Origin of the sequence: Yoonia sp., from assembly GCF_036007805.1 — a bacterium.
GTDB lineage: Bacteria > Pseudomonadota > Alphaproteobacteria > Rhodobacterales > Rhodobacteraceae > Yoonia.
The window spans coordinates 1-14,562 of record NZ_DASYOK010000288.1 but is presented as its reverse complement, the minus strand read 5'-3'; the positions used below and the strand labels follow the sequence as shown (position 1 = coordinate 14,562).

Annotated in this window: 14 protein-coding genes and 1 pseudogene; 12 read left to right on the top strand and 3 right to left on the bottom strand. The window is 59.5% G+C overall.

The genetic code is table 11. From position 1 onward, the window contains the following. On the top strand, positions 1-349 hold a 349-nt coding region (locus VGP75_RS15320; RefSeq protein ID WP_327544488.1), incomplete at its 5' end, for a hypothetical protein. A gap of 145 nt (positions 350-494) precedes the next feature. Here VGP75_RS15320 and VGP75_RS15315 read toward each other — a convergent pair. The 3 genes and pseudogenes from VGP75_RS15315 to VGP75_RS15305 all read right to left on the bottom strand — a co-directional run bounded on the left by VGP75_RS15315 (position 495) and on the right by VGP75_RS15305 (position 3,267). Continuing rightward, positions 495-1,259 (bottom strand): RES family NAD+ phosphorylase, encoded by a 765-nt coding sequence (locus VGP75_RS15315; protein WP_327544487.1) that lies wholly within the window; start codon positions 1,257-1,259, stop codon positions 495-497. Next, a complete protein-coding gene (locus VGP75_RS15310) occupies positions 1,219-1,599 on the bottom strand; it encodes an antitoxin Xre/MbcA/ParS toxin-binding domain-containing protein (RefSeq protein ID WP_327544486.1) in 381 nt (126 codons plus the stop codon). The genes VGP75_RS15315 and VGP75_RS15310 overlap by 41 nt, the downstream gene beginning before the upstream one ends. Before the next feature lie 283 nt (positions 1,600-1,882). After that, positions 1,883-3,267: pseudogene (locus VGP75_RS15305) on the bottom strand (IS1182 family transposase). 298 nt (positions 3,268-3,565) lie between these two features. Here VGP75_RS15305 and VGP75_RS15300 point away from each other — a divergent pair. The 11 genes from VGP75_RS15300 to VGP75_RS15250 form a co-directional block, all read left to right on the top strand. Further along, on the top strand, positions 3,566-3,955 hold the full coding sequence (locus tag VGP75_RS15300) for a DUF3768 domain-containing protein (RefSeq protein WP_327544485.1): 390 nt from the start codon (positions 3,566-3,568) through the stop codon (positions 3,953-3,955). A gap of 150 nt (positions 3,956-4,105) precedes the next feature. Beyond that, the gene (locus VGP75_RS15295; protein WP_327544484.1) at positions 4,106-5,146 is read left to right on the top strand and encodes an IS110 family RNA-guided transposase; all 1,041 of its coding nucleotides are present in this window, start codon (positions 4,106-4,108) and stop codon (positions 5,144-5,146) included. A 584-nt stretch (positions 5,147-5,730) separates the two neighbouring features. Next, positions 5,731-7,704: a ParB/RepB/Spo0J family partition protein gene (locus VGP75_RS15290; RefSeq protein ID WP_327544483.1), complete on the top strand. Its 1,974-nt coding sequence runs from the start codon at positions 5,731-5,733 to the stop codon at positions 7,702-7,704. 81 nt (positions 7,705-7,785) lie between these two features. Beyond that, complete coding sequence (locus VGP75_RS15285) at positions 7,786-8,379, top strand: regulator (protein WP_327544482.1); 594 nt, start codon at positions 7,786-7,788, stop codon at positions 8,377-8,379. Positions 8,380-8,481: 102 nt separating this feature from the next. Beyond that, positions 8,482-9,135 (top strand): DUF6927 domain-containing protein, encoded by a 654-nt coding sequence (locus VGP75_RS15280; protein ID WP_327544481.1) that lies wholly within the window; start codon positions 8,482-8,484, stop codon positions 9,133-9,135. 126 nt (positions 9,136-9,261) lie between these two features. Then, positions 9,262-9,588, top strand: a complete 327-nt coding sequence (locus tag VGP75_RS15275; protein ID WP_327544480.1) for a type II toxin-antitoxin system PrlF family antitoxin — start codon at positions 9,262-9,264, stop codon at positions 9,586-9,588. Then, the gene (locus VGP75_RS15270; protein ID WP_327544479.1) at positions 9,585-10,103 is read left to right on the top strand and encodes a type II toxin-antitoxin system YhaV family toxin; all 519 of its coding nucleotides are present in this window, start codon (positions 9,585-9,587) and stop codon (positions 10,101-10,103) included. The genes VGP75_RS15275 and VGP75_RS15270 overlap by 4 nt, the downstream gene beginning before the upstream one ends. 433 nt (positions 10,104-10,536) lie before the next feature. Continuing rightward, positions 10,537-11,505, top strand: coding sequence for a TDT family transporter (locus VGP75_RS15265; protein ID WP_327544478.1), 969 nt, complete (start codon positions 10,537-10,539; stop codon positions 11,503-11,505). A 349-nt stretch (positions 11,506-11,854) separates the two neighbouring features. After that, positions 11,855-12,019, top strand: a complete 165-nt coding sequence (locus tag VGP75_RS15260; protein WP_327544477.1) for a hypothetical protein — start codon at positions 11,855-11,857, stop codon at positions 12,017-12,019. Further along, positions 12,009-12,161: an antitoxin PaaA2 family protein gene (locus tag VGP75_RS15255; protein WP_327544476.1), complete on the top strand. Its 153-nt coding sequence runs from the start codon at positions 12,009-12,011 to the stop codon at positions 12,159-12,161. The genes VGP75_RS15260 and VGP75_RS15255 overlap by 11 nt, the downstream gene beginning before the upstream one ends. Positions 12,162-12,263: 102 nt before the next feature. Continuing rightward, positions 12,264-14,562 (top strand): strawberry notch-like NTP hydrolase domain-containing protein (locus VGP75_RS15250; RefSeq protein ID WP_327544475.1); only part of this gene is annotated, 2,299 nt, incomplete at its 3' end.

Sequence of the window (14,562 nt, the reverse complement as noted above, 5' to 3'; positions counted from 1 at the left end):
AACGCTGGTTTTTTCCGGTCACTCAGGAACGTTGTGTGGCCGCTGCCAATATCTGCATCAGCTTGTCCGAAGGCCCACGGAACCGTCTAGGTTTGATCAGCGGCGCATGATGGGCGTCCAGAAGTGCGAGCTTCTCGGTTGGGTCCGCGCGCAAGTGATCTTGGGCGAAGACAGCTATACAAATAGGTCAGATAATGCTCCGCGTAACATCTTCACTCTCACAAGCGCCGCACGCACCCTACTCAAGCGGATATCGAAGTCCCCTACGCGAGCCATCGAAACAGTGCAGGAAAACCGTCAAAAAGCCATCCGCTTCATCTCAGATCCAAACAAAAACGCCTTTCTCTGAATCACCCTGCATCTGGAATACACTCTTCGCCAAATCGAGGCCGACTGTGATAATATCCGACATGACCACTCTCCTTTTTGTGGATCATTGCAGACCCACCTTGGCACATCGATGCCGTCGGGGGGCGGTTCTTCATCAAAACCCCTTACCGTTCCCAATCTATCCCCTTAATTCTCGGATCAAGATCAAAACCATCGCGGCCAAATTCCACCCCGAGGCGAGGATAATCTCTAATAGCCTGCGCCCCGGAAGAACTAATGCGGATACGCCAACTTTGCCGAATCACAGGGGCTGAATCCCGAAATGCGCCACAGGTCAGCACGGCCAGATTTGCACCCCCTGCAGGATCCCGAACGGATTGAAAACGAATGATTTCAGCTCCAACTTCACGTGCAGTGTCAGCCAGATCCTGGCAGGCTAAGTAATCTACTGGGTCGGTCCATATCTCGCGATCATCGACAAGCGGGCCAGCCGTCAAATCCAGCGCGGATGCTGTTCCCACACCCACTGAAAACGCCGTGTAATCAGCTGGGTGGTCCGGGAAAGGCGTGTCCGGACTCTCTGCGTAAAATAGAAAACGATAGAACACCATTTCAGCCACCGCCGTTTCCGGCTGCTCGGCACCGTACCAAACGCCAGGCGTCAGGCCCGGCTTGCGAAAACGCGATCCATAGGGGTACGGGCGATACCGAAATGGCGTGCTAAGAAGGTAATCAAGGTGTTGGCAGTCCAAAGGAACAAGCGGCTTGGTCTCCTCCAGAATATCCTCAAGCAAGGTTTGCTCTTCCAGGTTATCGACGAGGGTTAGGGTGGAAACCACGTGCTGCGCTTCAACCAATCGCCATGCAGGTGCTTGTAAGTGGCTTAGCTCAGATCGGAGCGCGTCTTGCGTCCAAGTATGTGACGACATCTGCAAGTCCCTGTACTGAAATCATTCTATCTATTGGACGCCCATTCAAGGCGGTATTCTGTGACGTCATCCACAGCTTAATGGCGCTCTCGTCTCCACCCACGATCGCATCAAGGGATCGGAAAGCACGCACTAGCAAAGCGGACAGCTCAAAGGGCTTACTGGCCTCTGATAAAACGGCCTCACCATTCCTCATGCGTGAAATTTGTGCTGCAGACAGGCCGATCACGTCAGACAACTGCTTTCCCGACATCCCAAGTCGGTCAGCAGCGCGCATCATTGCCTTGGTCAGCACAACGCCTCGGGTCAGCGCAATCTCATTTGACTGTAGGTTTTTCATCTTTCTCTCCACTTCCTAAAGGAACATTAGATCAAAATTATTCCATATGAAAGAAATTTTCGTAAGCGAGTCGTGTGGTGCGGGTAGAGGATGCTGTGACGTTTCGTGGCATCCAAGGGCGGCAACCTTGCAAAGGTGGATATCTGCGGCGTAAAGGGCCGCTTTTGCCGCTGCGGAAGGATGCTTTCGCAGTGAAGGTCCGGAAACGGCCGATTCTGTGGAAAAACTAACGTTTGCGAGCGCAGAAATAGTTGTTCCAAATCCGGCGCGAGCGCCTTTTCTATCAGGCTTTGCGTATTTGCTGCGGTGCAGGAAATATCTTGGCGAGTTTGCGAAGGTTTTGGGCGGTTGCGGCGAGGAGGAATTCGTCATTTGCACCGCATGGACCACGTAATCGAAGCCGGCTCAGGCCGAGAATACGTTTGAGGTGGGCGAAGAGCATCTCAACCTTCTTCCTGAGCTTCATCGCAATCGCGTATTCATCCGTTTTAGCCAGATCTCTGGCAACTTGACGGGCATCTTCGTGTTCTTCACGGGTGATCGATCTGGCGTCGGCATTGGGGCAGCACTTCGGCTTGGATGGGCAAACCTGACAGGTCAGCTTCAGCGCACGATACTTCGCGGTGCCCTTGCCCGTCGGGCCTCGGTTCGGGTCGGAATAATTCCGGCGGAACTGCTTGAGCGCGTGCCCCTCGGGGCACATGTATTGGTCGTTCTGCGCATCCCAGTCGAAATCTGTGCGTGTCCAGGTCCCATCGGGGCGTCCGGCCTTGTCGATCACAGGGATGTAGGGATCGATCTTGCGATCCACGAGCCAGCCGAGCATTGGGCCTGAGCCATAGGCAGTGTCGGCGATCATCCAGTCAGGAACCAGGCCAAACTTGTCTTTCACCCGCGTCAGCATGGTTTTTGTCGATCCAACCTCGGCTTGCCGGATGGAGCGGGTGGGTTCCACATCCAAGATGACACCGTGATCCGTGTCGATGAGATAGTTGTCGGAATAGCTAAAGAAAGCAGGACCTTTGCGGGCTGCTGTCCACTGACTGGCGGGATCAGAATGCGAGGTAAACTTGGGCTGCACCTCGCTTGCTGCGCCAAAGGCTGCCTTGTCCAGTGTGTCGAGATACTCGCGGACGGCGCGGGGCGCATCCGCCGGGTCTATGCTTGCCGCGTGCCAGTCTTCCTTCGGCGTGGAGTTCTGCTTGTTGGCATCCGCTTCAATCAGGCTGGCATCAACCGCCATGCGCTGGCCGCTGACCAGACCTTCGGCGATGCAACGCGCGACAGTCGTCTCGAACAGGTGGCGCAGAAGTTCGCTGTCGCGAAAACGCCCATGCCGGTTCTTGGAAAACGTCGAGTGATCCGGGACACGATCGCTCAGATCGAGGCGACAAAACCACCGATACGCGAGGTTCAGATGCACCTCCTCGCACAGCCGACGCTCGGACCGGATGCCGAAACAGTATCCGACCAGCAGCATCCGGATTAGCAGCTCGGGATCGACCTACCGGCGGCCTGTGTGACTGTAGAAATCTGCAAGATGGCACGGATACTGCTCAGGTCGACGAACCGTTCGATGGATCGCAGCAGGTGATCCGTGGGGATGTGATCCTCCGGCGAGAACGCGTAAAACAGCGCCGGTTGCGCTTCCTGCCTCGGTCCCATCATCGCCGATCCTCCCCTCAATTACAGGAATTGAATCAGTAGTTCAGCTCTCGATCAAGGAAGAGTTTTTCAACAAAATAGGCCGTCCCTGTCGATGAGTCGACCCATGCTGCGCTCAGCGTAACAGTCCGCAATGGGCTGACAGCGGCATTGCTTCCGAAAGCCCCAATAGCCGCATATCCCGCACACCTGACTTTTGGATTTATTCGGGTCGGGTAGGTTCTGTATGGGTCCTTCCGCCCGGCGGAAAAGAAAAAGCAGGCTTTGGGAAGGGTGTTTCAACTTCTCAAAGGAGATCCCCATGTCCATGACCGTTCAACCCCAGCCAGATCGTCCGGATCCGACCGTGATCGCGGCGCAGAACGACGCGTTTCGCAAGCTCGCATGCCTTGGAGTGCCGCCCGCGCAGCCTATCCATGGCCGGATGCATGTCACCCGCTCGCTTATGGAGGCCGGCGCTTGCTTCATGGCCGAGGCGGTGAAGGCCACAGGCGCGTTCGATGCATTCGAGCCTGAGAATGACCCGGAAGGCTGGCACGATTTCGGCGCGGTCGAGATCCGGGGCGAGACCGTGTTCTGGAAGATCGATCTCTATGAAGCAGACTCGGATCTCCGCTACGGGGCTGAGACCCCGGACAATCCCGCTAGAACCATGCGCGTGCTGACCATCATGCTGGCACGCGACTGGTAGATACCGTAATGGGGCGGGCCCCGATCTCCAACGTTTCGCTTGTCGTGACCGCAGAGGTGAGGTGTCTTTGCCCTGGGCACACGGATTTTGTTTACGAGGTATTACTACGAAGCGTGCCCAAATCTGAGAACAGTTTGAAGGGACAATGAAATGGAGTTATTTATTGGTTTGGACGTCTCGCTAGCAAGTACGGCGGTCTGCGTTCTGAATTCACACGGGAAAGAAGTGAAAGAGGCGACGGTCACGAGCGAGCCTGAGGCGCTGGTCGAGTTCATGCGCGGCCTTTCAGGCAAAGTGGCTGCTGTAGGCTTGGAAGCTGGCCCACTTTCGCAATGGCTACACAAACATTTGACAGAGGCGGGTTTCGAGACCGTGCTGATGGAGACCCGCCAGGTCAAAGGTGCCCTGAAAGCCATGCCGATTAAGACTGATCGCCGGGATGCAGCCGGTATTGCGAGGCTTCTCCAGATGGGGTGGTTTCGGCCGGTTCACTGTAAGTCTGTATCCGCGCAGGAAATGCGAGCAGTATTGACGGCGCGCAAATCGATCCAGCAGGCTTGCATCAATCTCGAGCTCTCAATACGCGGGATCCTGCGTAATTTCGGTCTGAAGATTGGCAAGGTTTCCAGAGGGAACTTCGAATTTCGTGTTGGCGAATTGGTCGAGGACAATCCAATGTTGAAGGCGGCCGCAGACCCGATACTCAGAGTGCGCGCGGTATTGCGAAGCGAGTTGGCCGCACTCGATAAGTTGACCCGCGACCGTGCTAAGGCCGATTCTATCTGCCAATTGATGATGACTATGCCAGGCGTCGGAGCGGTGGTGGCGCTCACGGTCAAAGCAGCCATCGACGATCCAAAGCGTTTTCGTTCATCCAAGGACGTGGGGCCGTGGGTTGGTTTGACGCCTCGGCGCGCGCAGTCGGGAGAGCGTGACATTATTGGACAGATTACCCGGGCAGGGGATACCAGCCTTCGCACAGCTCTCGTTCAGGCCGCAACGATAATGTTAAATCGTGGACGACCCAATTGGCTGACTGCGTGGGCACTTCGCGTGGCGCAGCGCCGCGGCAAAAAGCGCGCGACGGTTGGGCTGGCTCGTCGCATCGGCGTGGTTCTTCACAGGATGTGGCGGGACAGTACGGAGTTCCGTTTCACTCGCAAACCGAACATGCTCGCTGGTGTTACATAGGCGTAAATATCCACCTGGTTTTGAAGCCTAAAGACAGGAGTTAGCCGCGCTTGATAGTTCGGCTTATCGAGGTCCCTCGCAGGGACGCTGTTCCCGATGATGCCGACCCCTGCCCAGTACCGAAACCATGTTTCGAGTACGTCTGGTAGATGGGCACGCGGGAATTGCAATTGGACAAGTATAGTGTGGCGGCCCTTGCGCCGACTACGGACAGAAGCATTATCCCTGCGACGGAACCCATTTCGGCAAGCCACAAACCCAAGCGGCAACTGATTTTTGGTCACGACGGTTGAGCCCTAAGGGCTAGTGACCGTTGGATTTCACATGCCGATATGTACCGACTTCTTCCTTCTAACCATCGAGGGCAGTGGTTGGTGTTGTATTCGTTTGCCATTTCGAGACTTGACTCGATGCCCCATTACAGAAGGGCAGGGGACTCCTCCCCCCTGACATCTGAGACGATGAAGGCCCGCTGCCCCTCAAAAAGGGAAAGCGGGCCTTTTGTCGTGGTGATCCCTGAAGCCGGGGATTGGTCACGCACGTGAGTGCATCGGCCACACCTCACCCACCTGAAAGGATATCCCATGACCACGAACTTTGCCCTTCTCACCGTCGCCATCGGCGATCTGGTCCCGCATCCTGCCAATGTGCGCAGCAACGCGCCGGAAACCTATGACCCCGAGAACATCGCCCATCTGAAGGCCAGCATCGCTGTGCTGGGCCTGCTCCAGCCACTTCTGGTCCAGAAGCTTGACGGCAAATATGCAGTGCTGGCCGGTGGCCGACGCCATGCCGCGCTGAAGGAGCTGGTCGCTGACAAGGCCGCCAAGGGGTTCACCGCGAAAACCAAGGTCGACTGCCGCCTTGTCCCTGACGACTGCGACGTCACCACGGCGTTGTCGCTCGCCGAGAACATCACCCAGGCACCGATGAACGCAATCGACGAGTTCGAGGCTTTCGCCCGGATGATGGAGGTCGACGGCCAGACGCCCGAGACCATCGCAAAGACCTTCGGCAGCACGGTGGCCGCCGTGAAAGCCCGGTTGCGCTATGGCCTGATCCACCCCGACATCCGCGCCGCAGCCCGGGCCAAGGTGATCACGCTCGACACGATGAAGGCCTTCGCCGAGCACCCGAGCCAGGAGGCGCAGCGCGAGGTCTTCGAGGCGCTCACGAAAGACGGCGGCTATCTGCAGGCCTACACCGTCCGACAGGCCCTCAAATCCCGCGGCGTGCAGGTCAGCGATGATATCGGGGCTTTCGTGCGTCAAGACTACGAGGCGCGTGGCGGTGCCGTCGCGGCGGACCTTCTGGAAGAGCATTCCGTGCTTGAGGATGCGGCGCTGGTCGAAACCATCTTGCTCGAGAAGCTCGGTGCCGCCGCCGAAGAGGCTCGCATAAAGCTGGGCTTTGCCTGGGCCGATGCGATGGTCCGCTATGATTACGTTGCCATGGCCGACTACGGCCGCGTCTATCCAGGCCCGATCGAGCCCGATGAGGCGGCCCAGAAGCGCATCGATGAGATCACCGCCGAGTTTGAGCAATTGCAGCTCGAAATGGAGGATGAGGGGCTCGAGGACGGTGCCTACAATGCCCTTTACGAGCGCGTGGACGCTCTGGAAGACGAAGCCCGCGACCTGCAGGAGGCCTACAGCGCCGAGGACCTCGCGCGGTCTGGGGTGATCGCGTCCTGGTCGGCCGGTAAGGTCACACTCCATGTGGGTCTCGTCCGCCCGGAAGACACCGTCAAAGAGGAGGGCGCGCGCGGCTCCTCGGCCAACCCGACCAGGGAGGAGGCCCCGGACGCCGGCGAAATCACCTATCCAGCCTCACTGGCTGAGGACCTCAAGACCGAGCGAGCCATGGCGCTTGGGGCCGCGATGGCGCTGCATCCGGAGGCCACGCTCGATCTCACGCTCTTCAAGCTGGTCAGTGATGTTCTGGCCAGTGGAATGAGTGTCACGCAGGCGATCAAGATCGATGCCCGCAAGGAATACCGCAGCCATGCCAAGATGGACGAGATCGACGAGACCTCGCTTGAGCAGGTGGCGGCGGCGCATGATATGCTTGACCTCTCCTGGCTCGATGACAGCCGCCCGCCCGCCGATCAGTTCGCGGCGTTTCGCGCGCTGGAGGCAGGGGAGAAGGCCAAGCTCGTGGCCTATGCGACGGCTAGCACTACGCAGCCCTGCTTCGCGCGGGACCGCCAGCGCGACAGCCTGATGCATGCGTTCGAGATCGAGATCATGCCCGACATCCGCGCCCATTGGACGCCGAACGCGGCGCTGTGGGGCCGCTTCAAGAAGGCCTGGCTGCTGAAGATCCTCGGCGAGGATCTGGGTCTCGCCCAGGAGGCGGTGACGCTGGCCTCGTCGAGCAAGAAGGAGATCGTCGCCTTCTGCGACAAGCTCTTTGCAGAGCCCTTCGCCACGCTCACGGACGCGCAGCGCGCTGCCGTGGCCACCTGGTGCCCGCCGATGATGCAGACCGCCGGTATCGCCTTTGATGAGGCGGAGCCCGCTGCGGAAACCCCCGAGCCTGACAGCGAGGTCGCGTAAGCGGCCTGAGCCATCATGCGACCCGCGCGAGGCATTCCTCGCGCGGGTCGACCCTCCCACACCCAACGGAAAGACATCCCTATGGCTATTCTCAAGTTCTCTGCCTCCGCAGTTGCGGCGCAGATCGCACATGCGCGCGCCTGCAAAACCTTCCTGCCCAACTGGAACGGGCCCGTGGACAGGCCGGCCCTGATCCTGATCGTCGGCAATGGTGTGCATCTGCGCTCAAACGGCATCGATGGCACGACCACCCGTATCGTCACCACCGAACAGGCCGATCCCTCCTTCGCCTTCGCCGACGGCATGAACCCGTTTCGGGACACCGACTGGATGGCGCAGCGCCGCATTGCGTTTCGCGATCTGACCGGCCAGTTCTACACCGACATCCTGGATGACGTGCAGGTGCTCATCGACCGGGGGCGAGGGGCCATCCGGCTCGCCACCGATGGCCACAGCATCCGCGTCTTCGTGCGCCGGGCCTCGGATTATCTCATCGGCGGGACCTATGAAGTGCCGTCAGGCCTCGGCGGCACCTTCAGGGTCATCGTCAAGGATGCCTGCGACACCTTCGCGATCGTGCAGAACTGCGGCAATTGCGAGGATTTCGACGCCATGCAGCCCTACCGCGTGCCGCTCGATGCCCTGATGGAAATCGATGAACGGAGGGCGGCGTAACGCGCCCTTTCTCAAACACGCATCGCCAATACCCTGCCGGGCCTGCGGCCCTCTCGGGACATTGGCGACAACAATTTCCCCAACGACAGAAAGGACTCTGAGATGGGATGGCTCTTCTATACCGACGGCCGCGTCCAGACCTACGCGGATGAGAAAGCGGAAATCGCCCAGCTCTGCACCTTTGAAGGCGACAGGCGCAGGACGGAACTGGTCAAAGCCTGCAAGGTCGGCTCCACCTGGTATGCGGCGGCAAGGGTCACCAATCTCGACGGCACCCCTGTCGAAGACGCGACCTATGTGACCGATGTGGATGGCTCCATCACGTTCGGGGCTGTCTTCCTCACCCGATACGATGACGGCTGCTGGGGCTACAAGGACATGGAGGAAAGCGCTGGCCCGAACGCGTCGCGCGCGCCCCTTGCGCTGATCGCGCTCCTCTCCAACCTGAAAGACCCGGACAGCTACGCCCATGCCTGGCGCCAGCGCTGCCGGGATTGGGCGTCGATTCCAGACTACCAGGAAGGCGACAAGATCAGGCTCGCCGCGCCCGTGACGCTCACCGATGGCAGTACATGCCAGATCGTCACCGCGACGCACTACAGGCGGGGTCGGCAGAAACGCCGCTGCTACCGCATCGAGGAAACCGGTGGGCTCGTACGCCTGTCGAAGACCTCGCTTGCGGGCTCGGAGCTGCTCAGCTCCGCAAAAGGCGAGGCTAGCCCGGTGCTGGCGGAGTTCCTGGCGAGGCGAAATTAGGTCCTGCGCCGGACAGTTGATCGACCTGCCCGGCGACAGCAGATCCTGCGGCTTGTCTTGACAGGGCAATGCAAATGCATTACCTATCGCGGGCAGCAAAGAACCCCATTCTTTCAGGAGACTGCCATGACAGCCCTCGCACAAGATGTCTCGAAACTCACGGATCGGTATCAGACGACCGTTCCGGCGGGTGTGCGCAAGCAGCTCAAGCTGGGCAAGGGCGACCAGATTCGCTACTGTACCGAGCCGAGTGGCAGGGTCTATATCGAGCCCGTGCGCAGCGAAGAGGAAGATCCCGTGCTCGGAGCATTTCTCGATTTTGTCGAGGCCGATATCAAGGTGCATCCGGACCGCATTCGGGCCTTCGATGGGGCTTTGCATGACCGTCTTGCAGCACTGGTCGGAGACGTTGACGTCGATCTCGATGCGCCGCTATCGCTCGAGGATGAATGAGCGGCGATAGCGTGCCCGCCCAAGCGCCCCTTGTCGTAAACGGATGGTCGATTTATGCGCATCCGCTCTTTCTGGACCAGCTCGAAGGGCTGACCCTGGAGGTCGAGGCGCGTAAGGCACGCGATCCCAAGACTTGGCGCAAGAAAAATTCCACGAAACGGCTGGCCGCCATCTTCAAGCTGGTCACCGAGGCCATACCGGCAGATCCGGGTGCCGCCGCCTTCCGGCAAGGCGGCACACTCGGCGATCACCGCAAGCACTGGTTTCGGGCGAAATTTTTTCAGCAGTATCGGCTGTTCTACCGGTTCAACAGCGATGCGAAGGTCATCGTGGTGGCCTGGATGAACGACGACAAGACCCTGCGCGCCTATGGCAGCAAGACGGATGCCTATGCGACGTTCAAAGGGATGCTGGAAGATGGCAACCCACCTGACAATTTCGACGCGCTCTTGAAAGAGGCGGCGGCGGCGGACAAGCGGTTCGAAACTTCCCTTGAAGTGGCGCCAGATCGGTAAGTGGGTTCGAATGCCTGAAAGAGCGGAATCTCACGCTAAGGCTGCCAGTAAGGGGCATTATGCGTTTCAATCTCCCGTCACCCTTGGGCCAAGTGAAATAGGCGACATGGGTGTGTCATATGGCTGGTACGATGAAATTCTCAGAAGTCCCTCCCTATCAGTACACCTGCCGTTCGCTGCATCGTGTACAAACTGGTAAGATGCGGACTCTCCGGACCTTCGCCGCGCTTGCGCGGTTCTTGTTGCGACAACACGGCCCCTGGCAAGGAGGGCGGCAGATGGCCTTTCCCTACCGGTACGAACTGGCTGTGCGAGGACAGCGGGAGCTGCAATTCAAAAGAGTCGGGAAAGTAGAGTTTCGCTCCCGCCACACGCAAGAGTAGTGACGAGTTTGTTGCTGTGTCCTCGGCTTTGGTGGTTTAGTATCGAAATTATGGTGACACCTTCGAAAAAGATTGACTTTGGCGAAGGTCGTGCAGCGCCACCTACGATCTTCTCTCCCGTGTTCGGTTTGTTGGGATTGGGTTTGGCTTGGCGAAGTGGCGTTGTCGCCTTCGACCTGCCTTCCAACATTGCAGAAATCCTGCTGGCCGCAGCGATACTGCTCTACCTGTTCTGCGTCATCGCCTATTTGGCAGATGTTCTTCGTTTCCCCACCCGGCTTGGTATGGACCTAAAGTCAGTGGCTGGCCGCGCTGGACTGGCGGTCGGGTCCTTGTCGATATTCCTATTGGCATTGACTGCAGTGCCATACTCGACATCGCTTGCTACATTACTTTTGGTAGCTGGGCTTGCACTTCATTTGGCATTTGCTCTGATCGTGATCTACACGCTCTACTCTGGACGACCCGAGGGTAGGCAGCCCACGCCAGCATGGCACGTGACTTTCGTTGGATTTATTGTGGCTGCGCCACCAGCAGCAGCACTGGGCATGATAGGACTTGCACAGGGTCTTTTCGTCGCAATGGTTCCCGTGGCGGTCGTGATCTGGGTGATGTCGGCGAGACAGTTAGGACGGGGTTCATTTCCACTGGCACTGAGACCGATGTTGGCAATGCACCTTGCGCCTGCCGCGCTCTTCGCAATTGTTGCGGCGGCGATAGATCTCCAGTTTTTCGCCATCGGCTTTGCAATTCTGACATTGGCGCTTCTGACGATCTTGATGGTCGCTGGCCGTTGGCTTACGGCCAAAGGCTTCACGCCGCTCTGGAGCGCCTTCACGTTTCCCCTGGCGGCCAGCGCATCGGCACTGCTGTTGCAGGATGGAATGAAATTATTTGAGGTCGTGGGCTTGTGGGTGCTGGTGGCGGCAACCGTGATAATCCCGCTTATCCTCGCCCTGGTGTTCCGACAGTGGACGAAGGGACAGCTGAGTGCCATTTCAAACAATGAGCCGGTGTAGGACTGTTTATCGAAACGACGCGTCATTGCCAATCAGCGCCAATAGCGAATGTCGGTCTGACCAAACTGCGCTGCGTCTGGACCATTAAAGGTAGGTGGGGCTCGCCACGACGAGGCAGATTTCGGTGCGCGCGAAATAACGATCCGGAATGTCGCAGGTAATTTGGGCTCTGAGTCAGATTTCGCTGCGCTTTCAATGAACGGCGGCTTTGAGCTTCACGTAGGATTCTGCCCCCTCCGGCATTCGCTTCCTAAGTGGCCCGACTTGATTTGACCACAATGGCATTGCCGTTTATGTAACCACGCTGGGTGATGTAGCAACGACCCATAGTAAAGTGGGAGAAATCGCAATGGACCCAACGGATAAGGAAGGGCCGGATTTCGGCACCGATGAACAAGGAGCGCCTCATCTGACGGGGCACCGTTTCCCAATTGCTGTGCGCGTCGCAGACATGCCCGATGACCTCGGCAAGCTGCTGGATATGGGTCTCGAGGAGCATTTCCGTGGCCGCTGATGCGAATTCGTATGACGCCTGGTTTTGCGCGCAGGTACAGGCCGCGCTGGAGGATGCACGCTCGGGAACATCTCAGGTTCAGGTGATGCAGGCCGTACAGGCATTGATTGATGCGAAGCGGCAGGTCGAACCCAAGTCCTGACCAAGCCTTGGAGGTCAGCGCGGTCTGACTACGCCACCCTGAAAAGCGAAAGCGGGCTTTTTGTCCTTTGGAACTCAGACCCTGATCCAAAGGAAAATCCCCATGTTCAAGCCCATACCGGCAAATCCGGCTCTCTCAATCCCCGACGCTAACCTCGCCTGTGCCCTCGCGCAGATCGGCGCGCAGATCGACCACCAACCCCTGCGCAGCTCAGCGCTCGCGCGTATCATGCGCGAGACGTTCCATGGCAGCGATGCCGGCGGTGCCTTGGACTGGCGCATGGCCTATGACCTGATGCAAGCTGCGGCCATCCAGGTGCTGCTGCGTGGGGACGGTGCAGCAGGTGACATCGCCGCTGCAAAGCTGCTTGCCTCACGGCTGCTGACGGAAACGCGCCGGTCAGAGCAGCAGATCCGGCTGCAGCAGTTTTCCACGCCGCTGCCATTTGCGGCGCTGGTCTTGCGGGCGGCGGCGATCCGCAAGGGCGAGACCGTGCTGGAGCCCTCGGCTGGCACCGGTGCACTGGCTGCTTTCGCCGCCCGGGCCGGTGCCACGCTTTTGCTCAACGAGATTGACCCCTTTCGCCAGCGCCTCCTGCGCGCGGTTTTCGGCGGCGAGGTCACAGGCCATGACGGCGAGCATATCGACGATCTGCTGCAGTCGCTGGTTCTACCCGACGTCGTGGTGATGAACCCGCCCTTCGCCTCATCGGTCGATCGCTCCCGAGACAAACACATCGCCGCCAAACATCTCATCGCGGCTGCCAAGCGTCTCGCGCCCGGTGGGCGGCTGGTGGCGATCATGCCGCCGGGATTCACGCCCGAACGCGATGCCGCGCATTGGTCCCGCGCCTGCGGTCTCCTGACGCTGCGACTGGCGCTGACGATGCCGGGCCAGGTCTACCGCAAGCTCGGCACAACTGTGGAAACCCAGCTCATGGTCTTCGACAAGGTGCAGGAGGACGGCGAGATGATCCGCGTCCCTGTGCGGGATCTGGATGAAGCCTTGGCATATGTCGATGCCGTGGCCGCAACCCGGCCCGAGATGCGCCCGGCCCAACGGGCTGAAGCGATCCCTAACGGGCGGCCGACCGTTCCATCCTCTGCTCCGCGCAAGACCGCCGCTGCGCCTGTCGCCGCCTCCAAACCTCGGGCCAATGCCGTCCGTCCGCTCAGCTTCACAAGCTTTGAGACCCCTCGCGACAACACGCCCATCTCGGACATCTATGCGCGCTACCGTCCGCAGCGGATCGAGATCGCGGGTGCGCAGGAACATCCCACGCCGCTCGTTGAAAGCATCGCCATGGCCTCGGTTGCCCCGCCCATGCCCTCAAACACGGGCAGTGATGACTTGCGGCTGCCCGCACGGTTGATCGAGGAGGGAGATCTTTCCGAGGCGCAGCTCGAGACCATCATCATGGCGCATGATGCCCATGGGCGTGATCTGCCCGGTCGGTTTACCATCGATGACGACCAGACCAAGCTGACGCGCGCCGGTGATGACCCTAATGCCCGGGCCTATCGCCTCGGCTATTTCCTCGGCGACGGCACCGGTTGCGGCAAGGGGCGCGAATGCGCGGGGCTCATCCTTGTGAACTGGCTGGCCGGACGCAGAAAGGCCATCTGGGTCTCCAAATCCGCCACGCTCATTGAGGACGCCATCCGCGACTGGACCGATCTCGGCGGGTCACCAGCCGACATTCAGCCGCTGTCGAAATGGAAACCGGACCAGCCCGTCCCGATGGGCGACGGTATCCTCTTCGTCACTTACGCCACGCTGCGGTCCGCGGGCAAATGCGGCACCACGCGACTGAGCCAGATCCTTGACTGGATGGGCGAAGACTTTGAAGGCGTACTGGCTTTTGATGAGGCGCACGCGATGCAGAACGCGGCAGGGTCCGAACAGGGCAGAGGGGTCAAACCTTCCCAGCAGGGCCTTGCTGGCCTGCGGCTGCAACTGGCAGCTTCGCGCGCTCGCGTCTTCTATATCTCGGCCACGGGTGCCACGAGCGTGCACAACCTCGCCTATGCCGCGCGTCTCGGTCTCTGGGGACAAGGCCCCGAATACCCCTTCGCGAGCCGCGAGGGTTTCGTTTCAGCGATGGAAGCCGGCGGCGTGGCTGCCATGGAGGTGGTCGCGCGTGATCTCAAGACGCTCGGCCTCTACACGGCGCGCGCCCTCAGCTTTGATGGCGTGGAGTATGACGTGCTCGAACACGCGCTCACTTCGGCCCAGATCGAGATCTACGACGCATACGCGGCTTCGTTTCGGACGATCCACCACAATCTCGAAGCCGCGCTGACGGCGACCGGCATCAACGACGCCTCTGGCGAGACCAAAGCCTCGGCCGCTCGCGCCTCGGCCAAGTCCCGCTTCGAGAGCACGAAACAGCGCTTCTTCA

Excerpts from the sequence above, each read along its gene's own strand:
- VGP75_RS15280 (WP_327544481.1), top strand. The coding sequence starts at position 8,482 with ATGGGATGGCTCTTCTATACCGACGGCCGCGTCCAGACCTACGCGGAT.
- VGP75_RS15265 (WP_327544478.1), top strand. The coding sequence starts at position 10,537 with ATGGTGACACCTTCGAAAAAGATTGACTTTGGCGAAGGTCGTGCAGCG.
- VGP75_RS15275 (WP_327544480.1), top strand. The coding sequence starts at position 9,262 with ATGACAGCCCTCGCACAAGATGTCTCGAAACTCACGGATCGGTATCAG.
- VGP75_RS15270 (WP_327544479.1), top strand. The coding sequence starts at position 9,585 with ATGAGCGGCGATAGCGTGCCCGCCCAAGCGCCCCTTGTCGTAAACGGA.
- VGP75_RS15300 (WP_327544485.1), top strand. The coding sequence starts at position 3,566 with ATGTCCATGACCGTTCAACCCCAGCCAGATCGTCCGGATCCGACCGTG.
- VGP75_RS15285 (WP_327544482.1), top strand. The coding sequence starts at position 7,786 with ATGGCTATTCTCAAGTTCTCTGCCTCCGCAGTTGCGGCGCAGATCGCA.
- VGP75_RS15290 (WP_327544483.1), top strand. The coding sequence starts at position 5,731 with ATGACCACGAACTTTGCCCTTCTCACCGTCGCCATCGGCGATCTGGTC.
- VGP75_RS15295 (WP_327544484.1), top strand. The coding sequence starts at position 4,106 with ATGGAGTTATTTATTGGTTTGGACGTCTCGCTAGCAAGTACGGCGGTC.
- VGP75_RS15310 (WP_327544486.1), bottom strand. The coding sequence starts at position 1,599 with ATGAAAAACCTACAGTCAAATGAGATTGCGCTGACCCGAGGCGTTGTG.
- VGP75_RS15260 (WP_327544477.1), top strand. The coding sequence starts at position 11,855 with ATGGACCCAACGGATAAGGAAGGGCCGGATTTCGGCACCGATGAACAA.
- VGP75_RS15315 (WP_327544487.1), bottom strand. The coding sequence starts at position 1,259 with ATGTCGTCACATACTTGGACGCAAGACGCGCTCCGATCTGAGCTAAGC.